The following is an 18,084-nucleotide window of genomic DNA, read 5'->3' as shown; positions in this document are numbered from 1 at the left end:
CGGTTGGGCCCCGCACGCGTTTTGTCGCTTGGGCTCAGCCGCGGCCGGTGCTGCCGAAGCCGCCCGCGCCGCGCTCGCTTTGCGCGAAGTCGTCGACGAGATTGAACGTCGCCTGCACGACCGGCACGATCACGAGTTGCGCGAGGCGCTCGAACGGATTCAGCACGAATTCGGTCTGGCCGCGATTCCACGTCGAGATCATCAGCTCGCCCTGGTAGTCCGAATCAATGAGGCCGACCAGGTTGCCGAGGACGATCCCATGCTTGTGGCCGAGGCCCGAGCGCGGCAGGATCAGCGCCGCGTAGCCGGGATCGGCGAGATGGATCGCGAGGCCGGTCGGCACGAGCGCCGTGTCGCCCGGCTTCAGCGTGACGGGCGCGTCGAGGCACGCGCGCAAATCGAGGCCCGCGCTGCCGGTCGTCGCGTATTTGGGCAGGTAGTCGCGCACACGCGCGTCGAGAATCTTGAGATCGAGTTTCATGCGGCGAAAATCGGTGACGGTGGTTGAGAGGCGCGGACGCGCGAGGCGGCCGCGGCGGTGCGTCAGATGAGGCTCGTGTCGGGCAGCCGCTTCGCGATTTCGGCGACGAGCGCGTGCGCGAGCGTCATCTTGTCGGCGCGCGGCAGGCGCGTCGTGCCGCTCGCTTCGAACAGCACGACTTCGTTGTCGTCGAGGCCGAACGTCAGCGGGCCGAGATTGCCGATCAGGAGGGGCACGTTCTTGCGTACGCGCTTTTCCTCGCCGTGCACGTCGAGATCGCCGCTCTCCGCCGCGAAGCCGACGCAATAGGGCGCATCGGGCCGCGCCGCGACGGTCGCGAGGATGTCAGGATTCTCGACGAACGTGAGCGTGGGCATCTTGTGGTCGGCGGTCTTCTTGATCTTGTGCTCGGCGGGCTGCGCGGCGCGCCAGTCGGCGACCGCGGCGACCGCGATGAATACGTCGGCGTCCGGCACCGCGTTCAGCACCGCGTCGTACATCTGCTGCGCGGTCTGCACGTCTTCGCGGTACACGCCCCACGGCGTCGGCAGATGGACGGGGCCCGCGACGAGATGCACGTCGGCGCCCGCCTGCTGCGCGGCGCGCGCGATCGCGAAGCCCATCTTGCCGCTCGAGCGGTTGGTGAGCCCGCGGACCGGATCGAGCGGCTCGAACGTCGGACCCGCGGTGATCAGCACGCGGCGGTGCGCGAACACCTTCGGCTGGAAGTGCGACACGATCGCTTCGTAGATCGCCTCCGGCTCGAGCATCCGGCCGTCGCCGACTTCGCCGCATGCCTGCGCGCCCGAATCGGGGCCGAGCACCGCAACGCCGTCGTGGCGCAATTGCGCGACGTTGCGCTGCGTCGCCGGGTTCTGCCACATCTGGCGGTTCATCGCGGGCACGACGAGAAGCGGGCAGTCGCGCGCGATGCACAGCGTCGACAGCAGATCGTCGGCGAAACCGTGCGCGAGCTTCGCGAGGAAATCGGTCGACGCGGGCGCGATCACGATCGCGTCGGCTTCGCGCGATAGATCGATGTGCGCCATGTTGTTCGGCATCCGCGCATCCCACTGGCTCGTGTAGACGGGGCGGCCGGACAGCGCCTGCATCGTGACGGGGGTGATGAATTGCGTCGCGGCGTCGGTCATCACGACCTGCACGGTCGCGCCCGCCTTCGTCAGAAGACGCGTGAGCTCGGCGATCTTGTAGCAGGCGATGCCGCCCGTGAGGCCGACGACGAGGTGTTTTCCTGCGAGTTCTGCGTGTGCCAACTGAGGTCTCCGAAAGCACGTGGGGCCGGCCGCGCGCCAGCCCCTGCGCGAAGTGTATGCGCTCAGCGTGCGCCGCGCACGCGGCGCAGTTCGTCGTAGATGAGGAGCACCGCGCCCACCGTGATCGCGGAGTCGGCGAGATTGAAGGCGGGCCAGTGCCACGCGCCGACGTGGAAGTCGAGGAAGTCGATCACGTGGCCGTACAGCAGGCGGTCGATCACGTTGCCGAGCGCGCCGCCGAGGATCAGCGCGAGCGACAGGCTGAAGAGGCGCTGGTGGCCATGGCGCTTCAGCAGGTAGCAGATCACGAGCGTCGCGCCGACGCCGAGCGCCGTGAACGCCCAGCGCTGCCAGCCGCCCGCGGTCGCGAGGAAGCCGAACGCCGCGCCGCGGTTGTAGATCAGCGTCAGGTTGAAGAACGGCGTCAACTGATGCATGACGCCGTACGCGAACGTCTTCAGCACGGCGATCTTCGTCAGTTGATCGAACAGGATCACGATCAGCGAGATGCCGAGCCACGGCGCGAGCGCGCCGCCCGAGGATTTCGACAGGGTGCTCTTCGCCATTTATGCAGCGCTCCGGGTTTCGCCGTTTTCGAACAGGTTGGAGAAGCAGCGGCCGCAGAGCGTCGGATGATCGGCGTGCGCGCCGACGTCTTCGCGGTAGTGCCAGCAGCGCTCGCACTTCGGGTACTTCGACGTCGCGACGTCGACGCCTTCGTCCGCTTCCGCATCGACCTTCGCGACCTTCGCCGCCGACGTGATCAGCACGAACTTCAGATCGTCGCCGAGGCTCGCGAGCGCGTCGTAGCGCGCGCCCGACGCGCGCACTTCGACTTGCGCCTGCAGCGACGAGCCGATGCGGTTCTCGGTGCGCGCTTCCTCGAGCGCCTTCGTTACGCTGCCGCGCACGTCGCGCAGCAGCGACCATTTCGCGACGAGCGCGTCGGCGTCGGCGACTTCCGGATACGCGTAGTAGGTTTCGGTGAAGATCGTGTCGCTTTGCGGCCGGAACACGCGCCACGCTTCCTCGGCCGTGAACGACAGGAACGGCGCGAGCACGCGCAGGAGGCCCTGCGTCACGTGGTAGAGCGCCGTCTGCGCGGAGCGGCGCGCGCTCGACGCCGGCGCGCTCGTGTACAGACGATCCTTCAGCACGTCGAGATAGAAGCCGCCCAGGTCTTCCGAGCAGAACGTCTGCAGCTTCGCGACGACCGGGTGGAACTCGTACTTCTCGTAGTGCGCGAGCAGCTCGGTCTGCAGTTGCGCGGCGAACGCGACCGCATAGCGGTCGATCTCGAGCCATTCGCTCGCGGGCAGCGCGTCCTTCGCGTAATCGAAGTCCGACAGGTTCGCGAGCAGGAAGCGCAGCGTGTTGCGAATCCGGCGATAGCCTTCCGTCACGCGCTTGAGAATCTCCTCGGAGATCGCGAGCTCGCCCGAATAATCGGTCGATGCGATCCACAGGCGGATGATTTCCGCGCCGAGGCGGTTCGCGACTTCGTGCGGATCGATCCCGTTGCCGAGCGACTTGCTCATCTTGCGGCCTTCGCCGTCGACCGTGAAGCCGTGCGTGAGGAGGCTCTTGTACGGCGCGCGGCCGTCGAGCATCGACGCGGTCAGGAGCGACGAGTGGAACCAGCCGCGGTGCTGGTCCGAGCCTTCGAGGTACAGGTCGGCCGGGAACTGCAGTTGATCCTTGTGCGAGCCGCGCAGCACGTGCCAGTGCGTCGTGCCCGAGTCGAACCACACGTCGAGCGTGTCGCGGTTCTTTTCATAGAGGTTCGCGTCGTCGCCGATCAGCTCGCGCGGATCGAGCGTCTGCCACGCCTCGATGCCCGCCTGCTCGACGCGCTTCGCGACTTCTTCGAGCAGCGCGAGCGTGCGAGGATGCAGCTCGCCCGTTTCCTTGTGGACGAAGAACGCCATCGGCACGCCCCATTGGCGCTGGCGCGACAGCGTCCAGTCCGGACGGTTCGCGATCATGCTGTGCAGGCGCTGCTTGCCCCACGACGGATAGAACGCGGTCGCGTCGACCGCGTCGAGCGCGGTCTCGCGCAGCGTGCGGCCGCCGTCCTTTGGCTGCGTGTCCATGCCGGCGAACCATTGCGACGTCGCGCGATAGATGATCGGCGTCTTGTGGCGCCAGCAGTGCATGTAGCTGTGCGAGTAGTGCTCGTTGCGCAGCAGCGAGCCCGCCGCCTTCAGCGCGTCGACGATCTTCGGATTCGCGTCCCAGATCGTGAGGCCGCCGAAGAGCGGCAGCGATTCGATGTAGCGGCCGTCGCCCATCACCGGGTTGATGATGTCCGAATCGGTCATGCCGTGTGACTTGCAGGAGACGAAGTCCTCGACGCCGTACGCGGGCGACGAGTGGACGATGCCCGTGCCGGTGTCGGTCGTCACGTAGTCGCCGAGATAGACGGGCGCAGTGCGCTTGTAGCCCGGATGCGCGGCGGCGAGCGGGTGATGGAAGCGCAGGTTCGCGAGCTTGTCGCCGCGCGTCGTCGCGATCACGTTGCCCGTCAGGTCGAAGTCCTTCATGCACGCTTCGACGCGTTCCTCCGCGATGATGAGGAGGCCGCGCTGCGTGTCGACGAGCGCGTAGACGATTTCCGGATGGAGGTTGAGCGCCTGGTTCGCCGGAATGGTCCAGGGCGTCGTGGTCCAGATCACGATCCCGCCTTCGGCGCGCGGCAGTGCGGGCAGGCCGAACGCCTGCGCGGTCTTCTCCGGCTCCGCGAACGCGAACAGCACGTCGATTGTCGGATCGGTGCGGTCCTTGTATTCGACTTCCGCTTCGGCGAGCGCCGAGCCGCAATCGAAGCACCAGTTCACGGGCTTCAGGCCGCGGTACACGTAGCCCTTCTCGATGATCTTGCCGAGCGCGCGGATTTCTTCCGCCTCGTTCTGGAAGTTCATCGTCTTGTACGGATTGCCCCAGTCGCCGAGCACGCCCAGGCGCTTGAAGCCCGCCCTCTGCTTCTCGATCTGCTCGGTCGCGTACGTGCGCGCCTTCTCCATCACCTGGGCGGCGGGCAGCGACTTGCCGAACTGCTTTTCGATCTGGATCTCGATCGGCATCCCGTGGCAGTCCCAGCCGGGCACGTACGGCGCGTCGAAGCCCGCCATGTTGCGCGATTTCACGACCATGTCCTTCAGGATCTTGTTGACCGCGTGGCCCAGGTGGATGTCGCCGTTCGCGTACGGCGGGCCGTCATGCAGGACGAACTTCGGGCGGCCCTGGCTCGCTGCGCGGATCTTGTCGTAGACGCCGCGGGCCTCCCAGTCCTTCACCCATTGCGGCTCGCGCTTCGGGAGGTCGCCGCGCATCGGGAACGGCGTGTCGAGCAGGTTGACCGGATACTTGGCCTGCGGTTTCGAATCGGCTTTTTTGTTGCTCATGTCGGGATCGCTATGGAATCTTGGGGACGCTCGTGCGTCGTGAAATCGGAGAGGCGCGGCGCGGACCTCGGGTGGCGCGGCGGACGGCGTCGCCCGGCGCGGGCCCAGCGTCGATCAGCTAATTCGGTCGGTGGCCGACGTCGCGAAACCGGTCGCGCGGCTGCCCGGCGCGCGGCCGTGCGCGGCGAAGTACGCGCGCGTGTCGACGACGTCCTGCGCGATCGCGCGCGCGAGCGTTTCGAGATCGACGAATTTCGCCTCGTCGCGCAGCTTCTTCAGGAATTCGACGCGAACGAGTTTGCCATACGCGTCGCCGTGCCAGTCGAGCAGATGCACTTCGAGCAGCACGCGGCCCGAATCGTCGATGGTCGGCCGCACACCCAAGCTCGCGACGCCCGGCAGCGGCTCGGGCCCGATGCCGTGCACGTGGACGACGAAGATGCCGGACAGCGCCGGGCGCTTGTGCGCGATCGGCAGGTTCAGCGTCGGGAAGCCGAGGTCGCGGCCGAGTTTGAGCCCGTGCGCGACGTGGCCGCTGATCGCGTAGCCGTGGCCGAGCGCGCGCGCGGCCGCGTCGAGATCGCCCGCCGCGAGCGCGGCGCGCACGCCGGAGCTCGAGATCCGCGCGCCGTCGGCGTCGGCGAGCGTTTCCATCTGCTCGACCTCGAAACCGTGGCGCTCGCCCGCCGCCTTCAGCGACGCGAAATCGCCCGCGCGCTTCGCGCCGTAGCAGAAGTCGTCGCCGACCATGACCCAGCGCGTGTGCAACCCGTGGACGAGCGTGCGCTCGACGAACGCCTCGGGCGACTGGCTCGCGAACGTGTGGTTGAAGTGCTCGACGACCACGCGGTCGACGCCGTGCTCGCGCAGCGCCTCGAGCTTGTCGCGCAGCATCGCGATCCGCGGCGGCGCGCCGGCCGGATTGAAGAATTCGCGCGGGTGCGGCTCGAACGTCATCACGCACACGGGCAGCCCGCGCGCATCCGCCGCCGCGCGCACGCGCGCGAGCAGGGCCTGGTGGCCGCGATGGACACCGTCGAAGTTGCCGATCGTCAGCGCGCACGGGGCGCGGCTTTCGGCGTTGGGCAGGCCGCGAAAGACTTTCACGATAGCGGATGGCAGCGTGGGGAATGAGCGGCCGGATGCCGCAAAGCAAAAGATTATAAACGCTCGGGCGGCCGGGCGGCTCAGGGTGCCGGAAACGGCGGGGCCGAATGGTAAAATCCGCGGATGAAAAAACTCGTCATCCTGATTTCCGGCCGCGGCAGCAACATGGAGGCCATCGTACGCGCTTGCGCGCGCGAGGGCTGGCCTGCCGAGGTCGCCGCTGTGATTTCCAACCGGCCGGGCGCCGCGGGCCTTGAATTCGCGGCGTCGCACGGCATCGCGACCGCCGTGGTCGACCATCGCGCATTCGACGGCCGCGACAGCTTCGACGCGGCGCTCGCCACCGAGATCGACCGTTTCAGCCCCGATCTCATCGTGCTCGCCGGCTTCATGCGCATACTCACGCCGGCTTTCGTCGCCAGATATGAGGGCCGGATGCTCAACATCCATCCGTCGCTGCTGCCGAGCTTCAAGGGCATCCATACGCATCAGCAGGCGCTCGACGCGGGCGTCGCGCTGCACGGCGCATCCGTCCACTTCGTGATTCCGGAGCTCGACAGCGGCGCGATCGTGGCTCAAGCGGCCGTGCCCGTCGTCGCGGGCGACGACGCCGCCGCGCTCGCTACGCGCGTGCTCGCTGCCGAGCACGCGCTGTATCCGCGCGCGGTGCGCTGGTTTGTCGAAGGGAAGCTGCGCCTCGAAGCGGGGCGCGCGGTCGTCGCGCCCGACGAGGCGCGCTGGCTGTTCACGGATGCAATCGACACATCGACGAGCGAGGGCGTATGAAGCTGCACGGTTTCCTGATTGGCCAGACCGAGGCGCTGCTCGCCGAGGTCCTGAAATTCGTCGGCCCGGCCGACGTCACGACGAGCCGCTTCTTCCGCGCGCATCCGAAGCTCGGCCACGCCGAGCGCGGCGTGATCGCCGAGGCGGTGTTCGCGGTGTTGCGGCGGAAGATGGAATATGCTCACCTCGCCGAGAGCGGCACGGGCGCGCCGGCACGGCGCCTCGCGCTGCTCGGCCTGATGCAGACGGCCGGCCGCTCGGCGCTCAAGCCGTTCGTGTCGGACGCCGAGTGGGCGTGGCTCGACCACGTCGCGAAGATCGATCCGGCGAGCCTGCCGCTGCGCGTGCGCACGAACCTGCCTGACTGGATTCATCAGGCGCTTGCCGAGCGTGTCAGCGCGGATGACCTCGCGCAGTTCGCCGCCGCGGTCAATTATCCGGCGCCGCTCGACCTGCGCGTGAACGCGCTGAAGGCGACGCGCGACCAGGTCATCGACGGCCTGCGCGCGGCGGGCGTCGACGCGGGCGCGACGCCGTTCGCGCCGTTCGGCGTGCGCGTCGTCGGCAAGCCGGCGCTCACGAAGCTCAAGCTGTTCGAAGAGGGGCAGATCGAAGTCCAGGACGAGGGCAGCCAGCTGCTGTGCTCGCTCGTCGCGCCGCGGCGCGGCGAGATGGTCGTCGATTTCTGCGCCGGCGCGGGCGGCAAGACGCTCGCGCTCGGCGCGATGATGCGCTCGACGGGCCGCCTGTATGCGTTCGACGTGTCCGAGAAGCGCCTCGCGAAGCTGAAGCCGCGCCTCGCGCGCAGCGGGCTGTCGAACGTGAACCCGGTGCTGATCGACAGCGAGCACGACGCGAAGATCAAGCGGCTTGCGGGCAAGATCGATCGCGTGCTCGTCGACGCGCCGTGCAGCGGCCTCGGCACGCTGCGCCGCAATCCGGATCTGAAGTGGCGCCAGTCGCGCGAGTCGGTCGCCGAACTCGCTCCGAAGCAGGCGTCGATCCTCGCGAGCGCCGCGCGCCTCGTAAAGAAGGGCGGGCGGCTCGTCTACGCGACCTGCAGCGTGCTCGAAGCGGAGAACGAGGCGATTGTGTCCGCATTCCTCGCCGCGCATCCGGAGTTCGCGCTCGTGCCGGCGAACCACTTGCTCGCCGAGCAACGGATCACGCTCGACACGGGCGACTACCTGTCGCTCTGGCCGCACCGCCATGCAACCGACGGTTTCTTCGCCGCGGTCCTCGAACGGCGCGTGCAATAACGAGCGGATTCGCGGATGGTCACGAATCACCTGACCCGGCGGCTCGCGGCTGTCGCCCACGACTTCGGCCAGCCGGCGATGATCGGGCAGGCGGTCGCGTTCCTCGGCTCGCTCGCGGCTCGCGTGGCTCGTCGCGCGTTTTCGCGGCCAGATCGACGCGCGCCGCCCGCCCGGGCTGGGCGCGCTGTGGGTCTGCGTGACGCTCGTCGTCGCGACGTGGCTCGGCTCGGTGCTCGAGGAGCGGCTGATGCGCGCTCGCTCGATGCGAACGTGCGGGGCGTGCTCGCGCGCGTCGGCCGCACGCTCCTCATCTTCGCGGCGGTGCTGATCGGCCTGTCGCTCGTCGGGATCGGCGTGACGGTGCTCGGCGTGTTCGGCGTGTTCGGCGGCGCGCTCCGCGTCGGGCTTGGCATCGGCCTGCAGAAGATCGCGAGCAATTACGTGTCGGGCTTCATCATCCTGCTCGACCGGTCGCTCAGGCTCGGCGATGCGATCGACGCCGGCGGCCTGCAGGGCGTCGTCACGCCGATCCGCACGCGCTACACGGCGTGCGCGGCCTTGACGGCAACGAGACGCTGATTCCGAACGAGAAGCTGATCACCACGTCGTGCAGAACCAGTCGTCGTACCTGACGCGCGGTCATGCGAAGGTCGCGGTGCAGGTGGCGTACACGTCGGACGTCGAGCACGCGATGTCGTTGCTCGTCGAGGCGGTGCGGGGCGCCGAGCGCGTGCTCGAGGAGCCGGCGCCGACGCCGTATCTCGTCGGTTTCGGCGCGGACGGCATCGATCTCGAACTCGGTTTCTGGATTGCCGACGCGGCGAAGGGAACGGCGGGCGTGCGCTCGGCAATCAACCGGAACATCTGGCGGCTTTTTGTCGCACACGGGATTTCGATCCCGTTTCCGCAGCGCGAAGTTCGCGTGACCGGGCTGCCGCACGGCATCGCGCCTGCGGGCCGGCGCAAACGGCTTCGCGGCCGAGCGGACGCGGCAGGACGCATAGCGGGGGCGGGGCGCTGTCGCGCCCCCTTAGCCCGAAAACACCCGCGCGCGTATTGCACTGCCGCAAGAAATATTCATTTTTTACAAAGACTTGGAACGGATGAAGTAAAATCCCGTCCTACTACGCGGTATGCTTTCATTTTCTTGACGCAGGTTATTTGAGCCGGCGTCCTTACTACTTGCACAGGTAACTGCCTTGTTGAATTCCCTGCTCGATTTCTTTGCCAACGGGCTTCTGCGCTTCACGTGGTGGCAGATCGTGCTGTTCACGCTGGCCGTCACGCACGTGACGATCGTCGGCGTGACCGTCTATCTGCACCGCTGCCAGGCGCACCGGGCGCTCGATCTGCATCCGATCATGAGCCACTTCTTCCGCTTCTGGCTGTGGATGACGACGGGCATGCTGACGGGCCAGTGGGCGGCGATCCACCGTAAGCATCACGCGAAGTGCGAGACCGAGGAAGATCCGCACAGCCCGCAGACGCGCGGCATCTGGAAGGTGCTGCTCGAAGGCGCCGAGCTGTATCGCGCGGAAGCGAAGAACGAAGAGACGATGCGCAAGTACAGCCACGGCACGCCGAACGACTGGCTCGAGCGCAACCTCTACTCGAAGTATCCGATTCTCGGCGTGAGCGTGATGATGGTGATCGACGTCGCGCTGTTCGGCCTGGTCGGCCTCACCGTGTGGGCGGTCCAGATGGTGTGGATTCCGTTCTGGGCGGCGGGCGTCGTCAACGGTCTCGGCCACTTCTGGGGCTATCGCAATTTCAACGCGGCCGACGCGAGCACGAACCTGTTTCCGTGGGGCATCGTGATCGGCGGCGAGGAACTGCACAACAACCACCATACGTTCGCGACGTCGGCGAAGCTGTCGAACAAGTGGTACGAGTTCGACATCGGCTGGATGTACATCCGGATCATGTCGGCGTTCGGGCTCGCGAAGGTGAAGAAGATCGCGCCGACGCCGCGCCTCGCCGCGCGCAAGACCGTGCTCGACCAGGAAACGCTGCAGGCCGTGCTGTCGAACCGCTACGAGGTGATGGCGCGCTACGCGAAGACGCTGAAGCGCGCGTACAAGCAGGAACTCGCGCATCTGAAGGAGCTCGGCGCACGCGAGAAGTACCAGCTGATGCGCGGCGCGCGCAAGTGGTTCCACAAGGACGAGGCGGGCCTCGACGAGCCGCAGAAGCGGATGCTGCCGGAGATCTTCGCGAACAGCCAGAAGCTGCACACGTTCTTCCAGCTGCGCGCCGAACTTGCCGCGATCTGGGAGCGTTCGAATGCGTCGCGCGAACAGTTGCTCGCGCAGTTGCAGGACTGGTGCCATCGCGCCGAGCAAAGCGGCATCAAGGCGCTGCAAGAGTTTGCGACGCGCCTGCGCCGCTACGCCTGAGTCGCCCGAGCCGAAATCGATTAGAATTTCGGGACGTCACAAACCCCGCGCTGGCGGGGTTTTTTCTTTTGGGCCGGCCGTTTTTCCGCGGCGGCGATCAGCAGGGCTGAACTTAGTACGGAACCAGAGTACGCGCTCAAGCGCCAACTCCGGTCGACAGGAGATGAAGATGCAATCGGCGATCAAACCCGTCGAGTATGACCGCCCGTTCGCGGCAGGGGCGGCCTGCGGCGTCGGTGAGGCGTGGGCGAAGGTGCCTGAGCCGCTCGCCGCCGGCGAGCGCGACGCGCTGAAGGCGCGGATCAAGGCCTTGCTCGCGCGCGAGAAGGCCGTGCTGGTCGCGCACTATTACGTCGACGCGGATCTGCAGGCGCTCGCGGACGAGACGGGGGGCTGCGTCGCCGATTCGCTCGAAATGGCGCGCTTCGGCCGCGATCACGACGCACGGACGCTCGTCGTCGCCGGCGTGCGCTTCATGGGCGAGACGGCGAAGATCCTGAGCCCGAACAAGCGCGTGCTGATGCCCGACCTCGACGCGACGTGCTCGCTCGATCTCGGCTGCCCGATCGACGAGTTCTCGCAGTTCTGCGACGCGCATCCGGACCGCACGGTCGTCGTCTACGCGAATACGAGCGCTGCTGTGAAGGCACGCGCCGACTGGATGGTCACGTCGTCGATCGGCCTCGAGATCGTCGCCGATCTGCATGCGCGTGGCGAGAAGCTCATCTGGGCGCCGGACCGTCACCTCGGCGGCTACATCCAGAAGAAAACGGGCGCCGACATGCTGATGTGGCAGGGCTCATGCCTTGTCCACGACGAGTTCAAGGGCGTCGAGCTCGATCTGCTGCGCACCGAATATCCGGACGCGAAGATCCTCGTGCATCCCGAATCGCCCGAGAGCGTCGTCGCGCTCGCGGACGTCGTCGGCTCGACGACGCAGCTCATCGACGCGGCCGTGAAGCTCGATGCGCAGCGCTTCATCGTCGCGACCGATCTCGGCATCCTGCACAAGATGCGGCTCGCGGCGCCCGGCAAGACCTTCATCGAGGCGCCGACTGCCGGCAATAGCGCGACGTGCAAGAGTTGCGCGCATTGCCCGTGGATGGCGATGAACGCGCTGTCGAATCTGGCCGAGGTGCTCGAGCGCGGCCACAACGAAATCTTCGTCGACGCGCCGATCGCCGAGCGCGCGCGCGTGCCGATCGACCGGATGCTCGAGTTCGCCGCGCGTCACAAGCAGCGCGTGCAGGCGAGCGGCGACCTGCAGCGCGATCAGCAACTCTTCGCGAACGTGGGGGCGGCATGACGAACGACGCAGTGTCGCCGCTCTTCGCTGAGATCTCGCGCGAATACGGCGCCGCATTCGAAGCGGCGATCGCGCGCAATGTCGCCGATGCGATTGCCGAGGATGTCGGCAGCGGCGATCAGACCGGGCGTCTCGTGCCGGACGGCGCACCGTGCCGCGCGCGCGTGATCGTGCGCGAGGCGGCCGTGCTGTGCGGCGTGCCGTGGTTCGTCGCGGTGGTGCGCGCGGTCGATCCGTCGATCGAAGTCGACTGGCGGTATTGCGAAGGCGATCGGATGACGGCGGACTCGACTGTCTGCGAATTGCGCGGCCCCGCGCGGTCGCTGTTGACGGCCGAACGCAACGCGCTCAACTTCCTGCAACTGCTGTCGGGGGTCGCGACCGCGACGCGCCGCTATGTCGACCGGATCGAGGATACGCGCACGCGCATCCTCGACACGCGCAAGACGCTGCCGGGCCTGCGGCTCGCGCAGAAGTACGCGGTGCGCGTCGGCGGCGGCGCGAACCAGCGGCTCGCGCTTTATGCCGGCATCCTGATCAAGGAGAATCACATCGCGACGGCGGGCGGCGTCGGCAAGGCGCTCGACGCGGCGTTCGCGCTGAACGCCGACGTGCCGGTGCAGATCGAGGTCGAAACGCTCGAGCAGTTGCGCACGGCGCTTGCCCACGGCGCGCAGTCGGTGCTGCTCGACAACTTCACGCTCGACATGATGCGCGACGCGGTGCGCAACACGGAAGGCCGCGCGGTGCTCGAGGTGTCGGGCGGCGTGAACTTCGACACGGTGCGTGCGATCGCGGAGACGGGCGTCGACCGGATCTCGATCGGCGCGCTGACGAAGGACGTGCGCGCGACCGATTACTCGATGCGCATCGTCGAATGATGTAACGGCTACGCGTGTCCGGATCGTCGGGCGGGCGGTGGGGCGGAAGAAAAGGGCTGCCGGCGAGCCATGCGCCGGCAGCCCTTTGTTTATTGCGCGCCGTTTTCGGTGCGCGTCATGCGTGCTTCATTTCGATGCGCGTCGCGTTGGCGTGAGTACGGTCGGCAGCGCCTTCGGCAATGCCTGTGGCCAGTCGCGGCTGTAGTGCAGGCCGCGGCTTTCGTGGCGCGCTCGCGCGCTGTCGACGATCAGCGACGCGACGTCGACGAGATTGCGCAGCTCGAGCAGATCGCGGCTCACGCGGAAGTGTGCGTAATACTCGTGGATCTCGTCGCGCAACAGCTTCAGGCGATGCTGCGCGCGCTCGAGGCGCTTGTCGGTGCGCACGATGCCGACGTAGTTCCACATCAGGCGGCGCAGCTCGTCCCAGTTGTGCGCGACGACCACTTCCTCGTCCGCGTCCGCCACGCGGCTCTCGTCCCATGCGGGCAGCGGGCCGTGCGTCGCCGAATCGTAGCCGGCGCTCTCGATCGCGTTAGCGGTCGCGCGGCCGATCACGAGGCATTCGAGGAGCGAATTGCTCGCGAGGCGGTTCGCGCCGTGCAGGCCCGTGCACGACGTCTCGCCGACCGCGTAAAGGCCCGCGATGTCGGTGCGTCCGGCGAGATCCGTGACGACGCCGCCGCACGTGTAGTGCGCGGCCGGCACCACCGGGATCGGCTCCTTCGAGATGTCGATGCCGAACTCGAGGCAGCGCGCGAAGATCGTCGGGAAATGCTCGCGCAGGAACGCTTCGGGCTGGTGGCTGATGTCGAGATACACGCAGTCGATCCCGCGCTTCTTGATTTCGAAATCGATCGCGCGCGCGACGATGTCGCGCGGCGCGAGCTCCGCGCGCGGATCGTGCGCGGGCATGAAGCGGGTGCCGTCCGGCAGCTTGAGGAGGCCGCCTTCGCCGCGCACGGCCTCGGAAATGAGGAACGACTTCGCGTACGGGTGGAACAGGCAGGTCGGATGGAACTGGATGAACTCCATGTTCGCGATCCGGCAGCCCGCGCGCCACGCCATCGCGATGCCGTCGCCCGTCGCGGTGTCCGGGTTCGTCGTGTACAGATAGACCTTGCCGGCGCCGCCTGTCGCGAGCACCGTGTGCGGCGCCTCGATCGTCACCGTTTGGCCGGTCTGTACGTCGAGCGTGTAGAGGCCGACGCAGCGCCGGCCCGGCAGGCCGGGCAGCCCGAGGCGGTCGGACGTGATGAGGTCGATCGCGTGGTGATCTTCGAAGAACGTGATGTTCGGGTGCGTGCGGGCGCGCTCGGAAAGCGTCGCGAGCACGGCGTGGCCCGTCGCATCGGCCGCGTGAATGATGCGGCGATGGCTGTGGCCGCCTTCGCGGGTCAGGTGGAAGCCGAGCTCCGCGGCGTCGTCCTTCGTAAACGGCACGCCCTGCGAGATCAGCCATTCGATCGCTTCGCGGCCGTGCTCGACGATGTAGCGCGTCGCGGCTTCGTCACACAGACCACCGCCCGCGATCAGCGTGTCGTTCACGTGATTCTCGACGCTATCCGCCGAATCGAGCACCGCGGCGATGCCGCCTTGCGCGTAGTCGCTCGCGCCCTCCATCATCGATCGCTTCGCGACCAGCGCGACGCGTCGCGTTTGCGCGAGATTGAGCGCGACCGACAGGCCGGCGAGGCCGCTGCCGACGATCGCCACATCGAAATTCATCTGCATCTCCGTTTCTTGCGCGTTTTGTCTTATCTTTTCCGCCGCGCGCAATGCGGGCGGAAAGGGCAGAGCATACCGCGCCGGAAAAGAGGGTGTCCGACCGCCAACGCAAAAAGCCCCGCGATTGCGGGGCTTTTCGTCGTCATCAGGCTCTTCGAAACCAGAGAATTACTTGATCTTGGTTTCTTTGTACGCCACGTGCTTGCGGGCGACGGGATCGAACTTCATGATCTCCATCTTTTCCGGCATGTTGCGCTTGTTCTTCGTGGTCGTATAGAAGTGACCCGTGCCAGCGGTTGACTCGAGCTTGATCTTGTCGCGTGCGCCTTTCGCCATGTTAGTGCTCCTTGGACTTAGGCTTCGCCGCGTGCGCGCAGGTCGGCGAGCACGGAATCGATGCCGTTCTTGTCGATCAGGCGCAGGCCGGCGTTCGAAACGCGCAGACGCACCCAACGGTTTTCGCTTTCAACCCAGAACCGGCGGTTTTGCAGATTCGGCAGGAAGCGACGCTTCGTCTTGTTGTTGGCGTGGGAAACGTTGTTGCCGCTCATCGGCGCTTTCCCAGTTACTTGGCATACGCGTGCCATGAGAGCACTCCTAATACGCTGAATTCGGGGTTCGATCGCCGGTGAAGGTTCTCTTCTTTGCGCGACCACGTAAGTCTCGGCCGTGCCAGGAAAAGCGCCTCCGATCCGTGGTTGATCCTTGATCGACAAGGCCACGAGACCGCTTCAGCGGCTTCAGAACTGGTTGGAAAAAAGACAGACGGCGATTCTAACAGAAAAACTTCAGGAAAATCAAACCCAATTTCGCAACGGGATTCGCGCGGCGTCGGCCCAGGCGATGCGGGGGGGCGCGCAGCCCGTGGTGTGGGACCGGCGACACGCTAGATCCAGCCTGCCTGCGCGAATGAAAACGTGTCGCTTGCGCTGACGACGAGATGGTCCATCAATCGCACGTCGATGAGCGCGAGCGCGTCGCGCAGCACGCGCGTCAAGTGCCGGTCCGCAGCGCTCGGTCGTACCGCGCCCGACGGGTGATTGTGCGCGACGATGAGCGCCGCCGCATTCAGCGACAGTGCGCGCCGCACGATTTCGCGGGGATAGACGGCCATGCGCGTGAGCGATCCGTGCGCGGTCTCCTCCGTCCGCAGCAGCCGATGCCGGGCGTCGAGGAAGAGGCATACGAACACTTCGTGCTGTCGCGTGCCGATCAGCAGCCGCAGATAATCCTCGACCGCGCCCGGCGAATCGACGAGCGGCCGCTCGCGGGCCTTCTCGGCGAGTGCGCGGCGCGCCAACTCGACGACCGCGACCAGGATTGCGGTGCGCGCGGGGCCGATTCCGCGCAGGCCCTTGAAGTCGTCGGGCGCCGCGTCGAGGAGCGTGCGCAGCGAGCCGAAGCGCGCGAGCAGCGTGTGCGCGAGCGCAAACACGTCGTGACCGGGCAGGCCCGAGCCGAGGAGGAGCGCGACGAGCTCCGCGTCCGACAGCGCGGCGGGCCCGCGCGCAAGCAGGCGTTCGCGCGGCAGGTCGCGCCCGCGGTGCGCCGCGGCGGCGGGCTGCGGGGGCGGTGCGGCCGGAGCCGGCGGAGCGGCCGGCGGCGGGGCGAGCCGATCGCGCGCGGGCTCGTCGTCGACGTTCTCGCCGACTGTAAAAGTCTCGTACTGCATGCTGCTGACCTCCAATATCCTGCGTGCTCGCAAGGCGAATCACGTCCGCATTCCGCCTCGATCGCCGAGGTGACTTACAATAAGGCCTTTGCGTTGTGCCGCCCGTCGTTTTCGGGCGCCGATTGAACGAGTACCACATGAGCCTCATCGACCTTGCAGAAGTGAAGCCCGGTTCGCACGTCACGCTTCATTACCGGCTCGCCCTTGCCGACGGCGCCGACATCGTCAGCACGTTCTCCGACAAGCCCGCCACGCTCCTGCTCGGCGCGGGGCAGCTTGCGCCGTCGCTGGAAGAGATTCTGATCGGCCTCAAGGCAGGCCACCATTCGACCTTCCGGCTAACGCCCGAGCAAGCATTCGGGCCGCGCAATCCGGACATGATCCAGCGCGTGTCGCTCGCGACGCTGCGCGATAACGGCATGGTCGGCGACGATTTCGCGCCGGGCGACCTGATCGAATTCAACGCGCCGGACGGCGGCCGCTACGCGGGCGTGCTGAAGGAGATCGGCGAGACGTCCGCGCTCTTCGATTTCAACCATCCGCTCGCGGGCCAGGCGCTCACGTTCGAAGTGAAAATCATCGGGATTCTGTAATCATGAGCTCCACCGATACGCTGTCCGGTCAGGTCGCCGCGGCCGACGCCGAGATTCTGCTCGCTCAGCCGCGCGGTTTCTGCGCGGGCGTCGATCGCGCGATCGAGATCGTCGAGCGCGCGATCGCGATGCACGGCGCGCCGATCTACGTGCGCCACGAGATCGTGCACAACAAGTACGTCGTCGAGGATCTGAGGAAGAAGGGGGCGATCTTCGTCGAGGAACTCGCGGAAGTGCCGTCCGGCAACACGGTGATCTTCAGTGCGCACGGCGTGTCGAAGGCGGTGCGCGACGAGGCGGCCGTGCGCGGCCTGCGTATCTATGACGCAACATGTCCGCTCGTCACGAAGGTGCACGTCGAGGTCGCGAAGATGCGCCAGGAGGGCGTCGACATCGTGATGATCGGCCACAAGGGGCACCCGGAAGTCGAAGGCACGATGGGCCAGGTGGAGCGCGGGATGCATCTCGTCGAAAGCGTCGACGACGTGCAGAAGCTCGAACTGCCCGATCCGGAGCGCGTCGCGCTCGTCACGCAGACGACGCTGTCGGTCGACGACGCGGCCGAGATCATCGGCGCGCTCAAGACGAAATTTCCCGCGATCCGCGAGCCGAAGAAGCAGGACATCTGCTATGCGACGCAGAATCGCCAGGATGCCGTGAAGTTCATGGCGCCGCAGTGCGACGTCGTGATCGTCGTCGGCAGCCCGAATAGCTCGAATTCGAGCCGCTTGCGCGAAGTCGCCGAGAAGCGCGGCGTCGCCGCCTACATGGTGGACGCCCCCGAGCAGATCGACCCTGCGTGGGTTGCCGGTAAGCGCCGGATCGGCGTGACGGCGGGCGCGTCGGCGCCCGAGGTGCTCGCGCAAGCGGTGATCGCGCGTTTGCGCGAGCTTGGCGTGACCAACGTGCGGGCGCTCGAGGGCATCGAGGAGAACGTGTCGTTCCCGTTGCCGCGCGGCTTGAATCTATCGCCCGCCGCCTGATCGCCGGTTTCATTTCAGTCAGATTGCAAAAAGCGCGCCTTAGGGCGCGCTTTTATTTTGGGCGAATTTCCCCATGGAGCAACCATTCGGCACTGTGACGGTGCAACCAAGTTGCAATATCGTCCGAAATGGCGTGCTCAAAAAAGGTTGCAATGCAGGAAAACCCTGTCGAATCAGGAATATTGGTCGTCCTATAAATAGAGTTACAATGCGC

At 66.8% G+C, this 18,084-nt stretch carries 16 protein-coding genes and 1 pseudogene; 8 read left to right on the top strand and 9 right to left on the bottom strand.

The window, feature by feature from the left end:
• Positions 1-34: 34 nt before the first annotated feature.
• From dut to WS62_RS30180, 5 genes are all read right to left on the bottom strand, one after another.
• Complete coding sequence (dut, locus tag WS62_RS30200; RefSeq protein WP_066493660.1) at positions 35-481, bottom strand: dUTP diphosphatase; 447 nt, start codon at positions 479-481, stop codon at positions 35-37.
• A gap of 62 nt (positions 482-543) precedes the next feature.
• Positions 544-1,755, bottom strand: coding sequence for a bifunctional phosphopantothenoylcysteine decarboxylase/phosphopantothenate--cysteine ligase CoaBC (gene coaBC / locus WS62_RS30195; protein WP_066578897.1), 1,212 nt, complete (start codon positions 1,753-1,755; stop codon positions 544-546).
• Positions 1,756-1,817: 62 nt separating this feature from the next.
• A complete protein-coding gene (gene lspA / locus WS62_RS30190; protein ID WP_066578895.1) occupies positions 1,818-2,321 on the bottom strand; it encodes a signal peptidase II in 504 nt (167 codons plus the stop codon).
• Positions 2,322-5,159 carry an isoleucine--tRNA ligase gene (gene ileS / locus WS62_RS30185; protein WP_066578886.1) on the bottom strand — a complete coding sequence of 946 codons (2,838 nt, stop codon included), beginning with the start codon at positions 5,157-5,159 and terminating at the stop codon, positions 2,322-2,324. It lies immediately after the preceding gene.
• Between the two features lie 114 nt (positions 5,160-5,273).
• Positions 5,274-6,266: a bifunctional riboflavin kinase/FAD synthetase gene (locus WS62_RS30180; protein WP_066578878.1), complete on the bottom strand. Its 993-nt coding sequence runs from the start codon at positions 6,264-6,266 to the stop codon at positions 5,274-5,276.
• 123 nt (positions 6,267-6,389) lie between these two features.
• On the opposite strand from WS62_RS30180, the gene purN reads away from it, so the two are divergent.
• From purN to nadC, 6 genes and pseudogenes are all read left to right on the top strand, one after another.
• On the top strand, positions 6,390-7,052 hold the full coding sequence (gene purN / locus WS62_RS30175) for a phosphoribosylglycinamide formyltransferase (RefSeq protein WP_066578877.1): 663 nt from the start codon (positions 6,390-6,392) through the stop codon (positions 7,050-7,052).
• Positions 7,049-8,311: an RsmB/NOP family class I SAM-dependent RNA methyltransferase gene (locus WS62_RS30170; RefSeq protein WP_066578876.1), complete on the top strand. Its 1,263-nt coding sequence runs from the start codon at positions 7,049-7,051 to the stop codon at positions 8,309-8,311. The genes purN and WS62_RS30170 overlap by 4 nt, the downstream gene beginning before the upstream one ends.
• A 178-nt stretch (positions 8,312-8,489) precedes the next feature.
• A pseudogene (locus WS62_RS30165) lies at positions 8,490-9,269 on the top strand (mechanosensitive ion channel family protein); the annotation flags it as partial.
• Between the two features lie 241 nt (positions 9,270-9,510).
• A complete protein-coding gene (locus WS62_RS30160; protein ID WP_066578873.1) occupies positions 9,511-10,707 on the top strand; it encodes a DesA family fatty acid desaturase in 1,197 nt (398 codons plus the stop codon).
• Positions 10,708-10,876: 169 nt separating this feature from the next.
• The gene (gene nadA / locus WS62_RS30155) at positions 10,877-12,013 is read left to right on the top strand and encodes a quinolinate synthase NadA (RefSeq protein ID WP_066578933.1); all 1,137 of its coding nucleotides are present in this window, start codon (positions 10,877-10,879) and stop codon (positions 12,011-12,013) included.
• On the top strand, positions 12,010-12,894 hold the full coding sequence (nadC, locus tag WS62_RS30150; RefSeq protein ID WP_066578872.1) for a carboxylating nicotinate-nucleotide diphosphorylase: 885 nt from the start codon (positions 12,010-12,012) through the stop codon (positions 12,892-12,894). The genes nadA and nadC overlap by 4 nt, the downstream gene beginning before the upstream one ends.
• 126 nt (positions 12,895-13,020) lie before the next feature.
• Here the strand turns inward: nadC and nadB are convergent, their stop codons facing one another.
• From nadB to radC, 4 genes are all read right to left on the bottom strand, one after another.
• Positions 13,021-14,622: an L-aspartate oxidase gene (gene nadB, locus WS62_RS30145; protein WP_066578931.1), complete on the bottom strand. Its 1,602-nt coding sequence runs from the start codon at positions 14,620-14,622 to the stop codon at positions 13,021-13,023.
• A 168-nt stretch (positions 14,623-14,790) separates the two neighbouring features.
• The gene (gene rpmG / locus WS62_RS30140; protein WP_004185395.1) at positions 14,791-14,958 is read right to left on the bottom strand and encodes a 50S ribosomal protein L33; all 168 of its coding nucleotides are present in this window, start codon (positions 14,956-14,958) and stop codon (positions 14,791-14,793) included.
• Between the two features lie 17 nt (positions 14,959-14,975).
• Positions 14,976-15,209 carry a 50S ribosomal protein L28 gene (gene rpmB, locus WS62_RS30135; protein WP_004186391.1) on the bottom strand — a complete coding sequence of 78 codons (234 nt, stop codon included), beginning with the start codon at positions 15,207-15,209 and terminating at the stop codon, positions 14,976-14,978.
• A 299-nt stretch (positions 15,210-15,508) separates the two neighbouring features.
• The gene (radC, locus tag WS62_RS30130) at positions 15,509-16,294 is read right to left on the bottom strand and encodes a RadC family protein (protein ID WP_066578870.1); all 786 of its coding nucleotides are present in this window, start codon (positions 16,292-16,294) and stop codon (positions 15,509-15,511) included.
• Positions 16,295-16,431: 137 nt separating this feature from the next.
• On the opposite strand from radC, the gene WS62_RS30125 reads away from it, so the two are divergent.
• Positions 16,432-16,887 (top strand): FKBP-type peptidyl-prolyl cis-trans isomerase, encoded by a 456-nt coding sequence (locus tag WS62_RS30125; RefSeq protein WP_066493670.1) that lies wholly within the window; start codon positions 16,432-16,434, stop codon positions 16,885-16,887.
• Between the two features lie 2 nt (positions 16,888-16,889).
• Positions 16,890-17,870 carry a 4-hydroxy-3-methylbut-2-enyl diphosphate reductase gene (gene ispH, locus WS62_RS30120; protein WP_066493671.1) on the top strand — a complete coding sequence of 327 codons (981 nt, stop codon included), beginning with the start codon at positions 16,890-16,892 and terminating at the stop codon, positions 17,868-17,870.
• The last annotated feature ends 214 nt before the right edge of the window (positions 17,871-18,084 follow it).

Origin of the sequence: Burkholderia sp. ABCPW 14, from assembly GCF_001523835.1 — a bacterium.
In the GTDB taxonomy this organism is placed as follows: domain Bacteria; phylum Pseudomonadota; class Gammaproteobacteria; order Burkholderiales; family Burkholderiaceae; genus Burkholderia; species Burkholderia mayonis.
The sequence above is the reverse complement of the archived record's forward strand: the minus strand, read 5'-3'. Positions and strand labels throughout refer to the sequence as shown.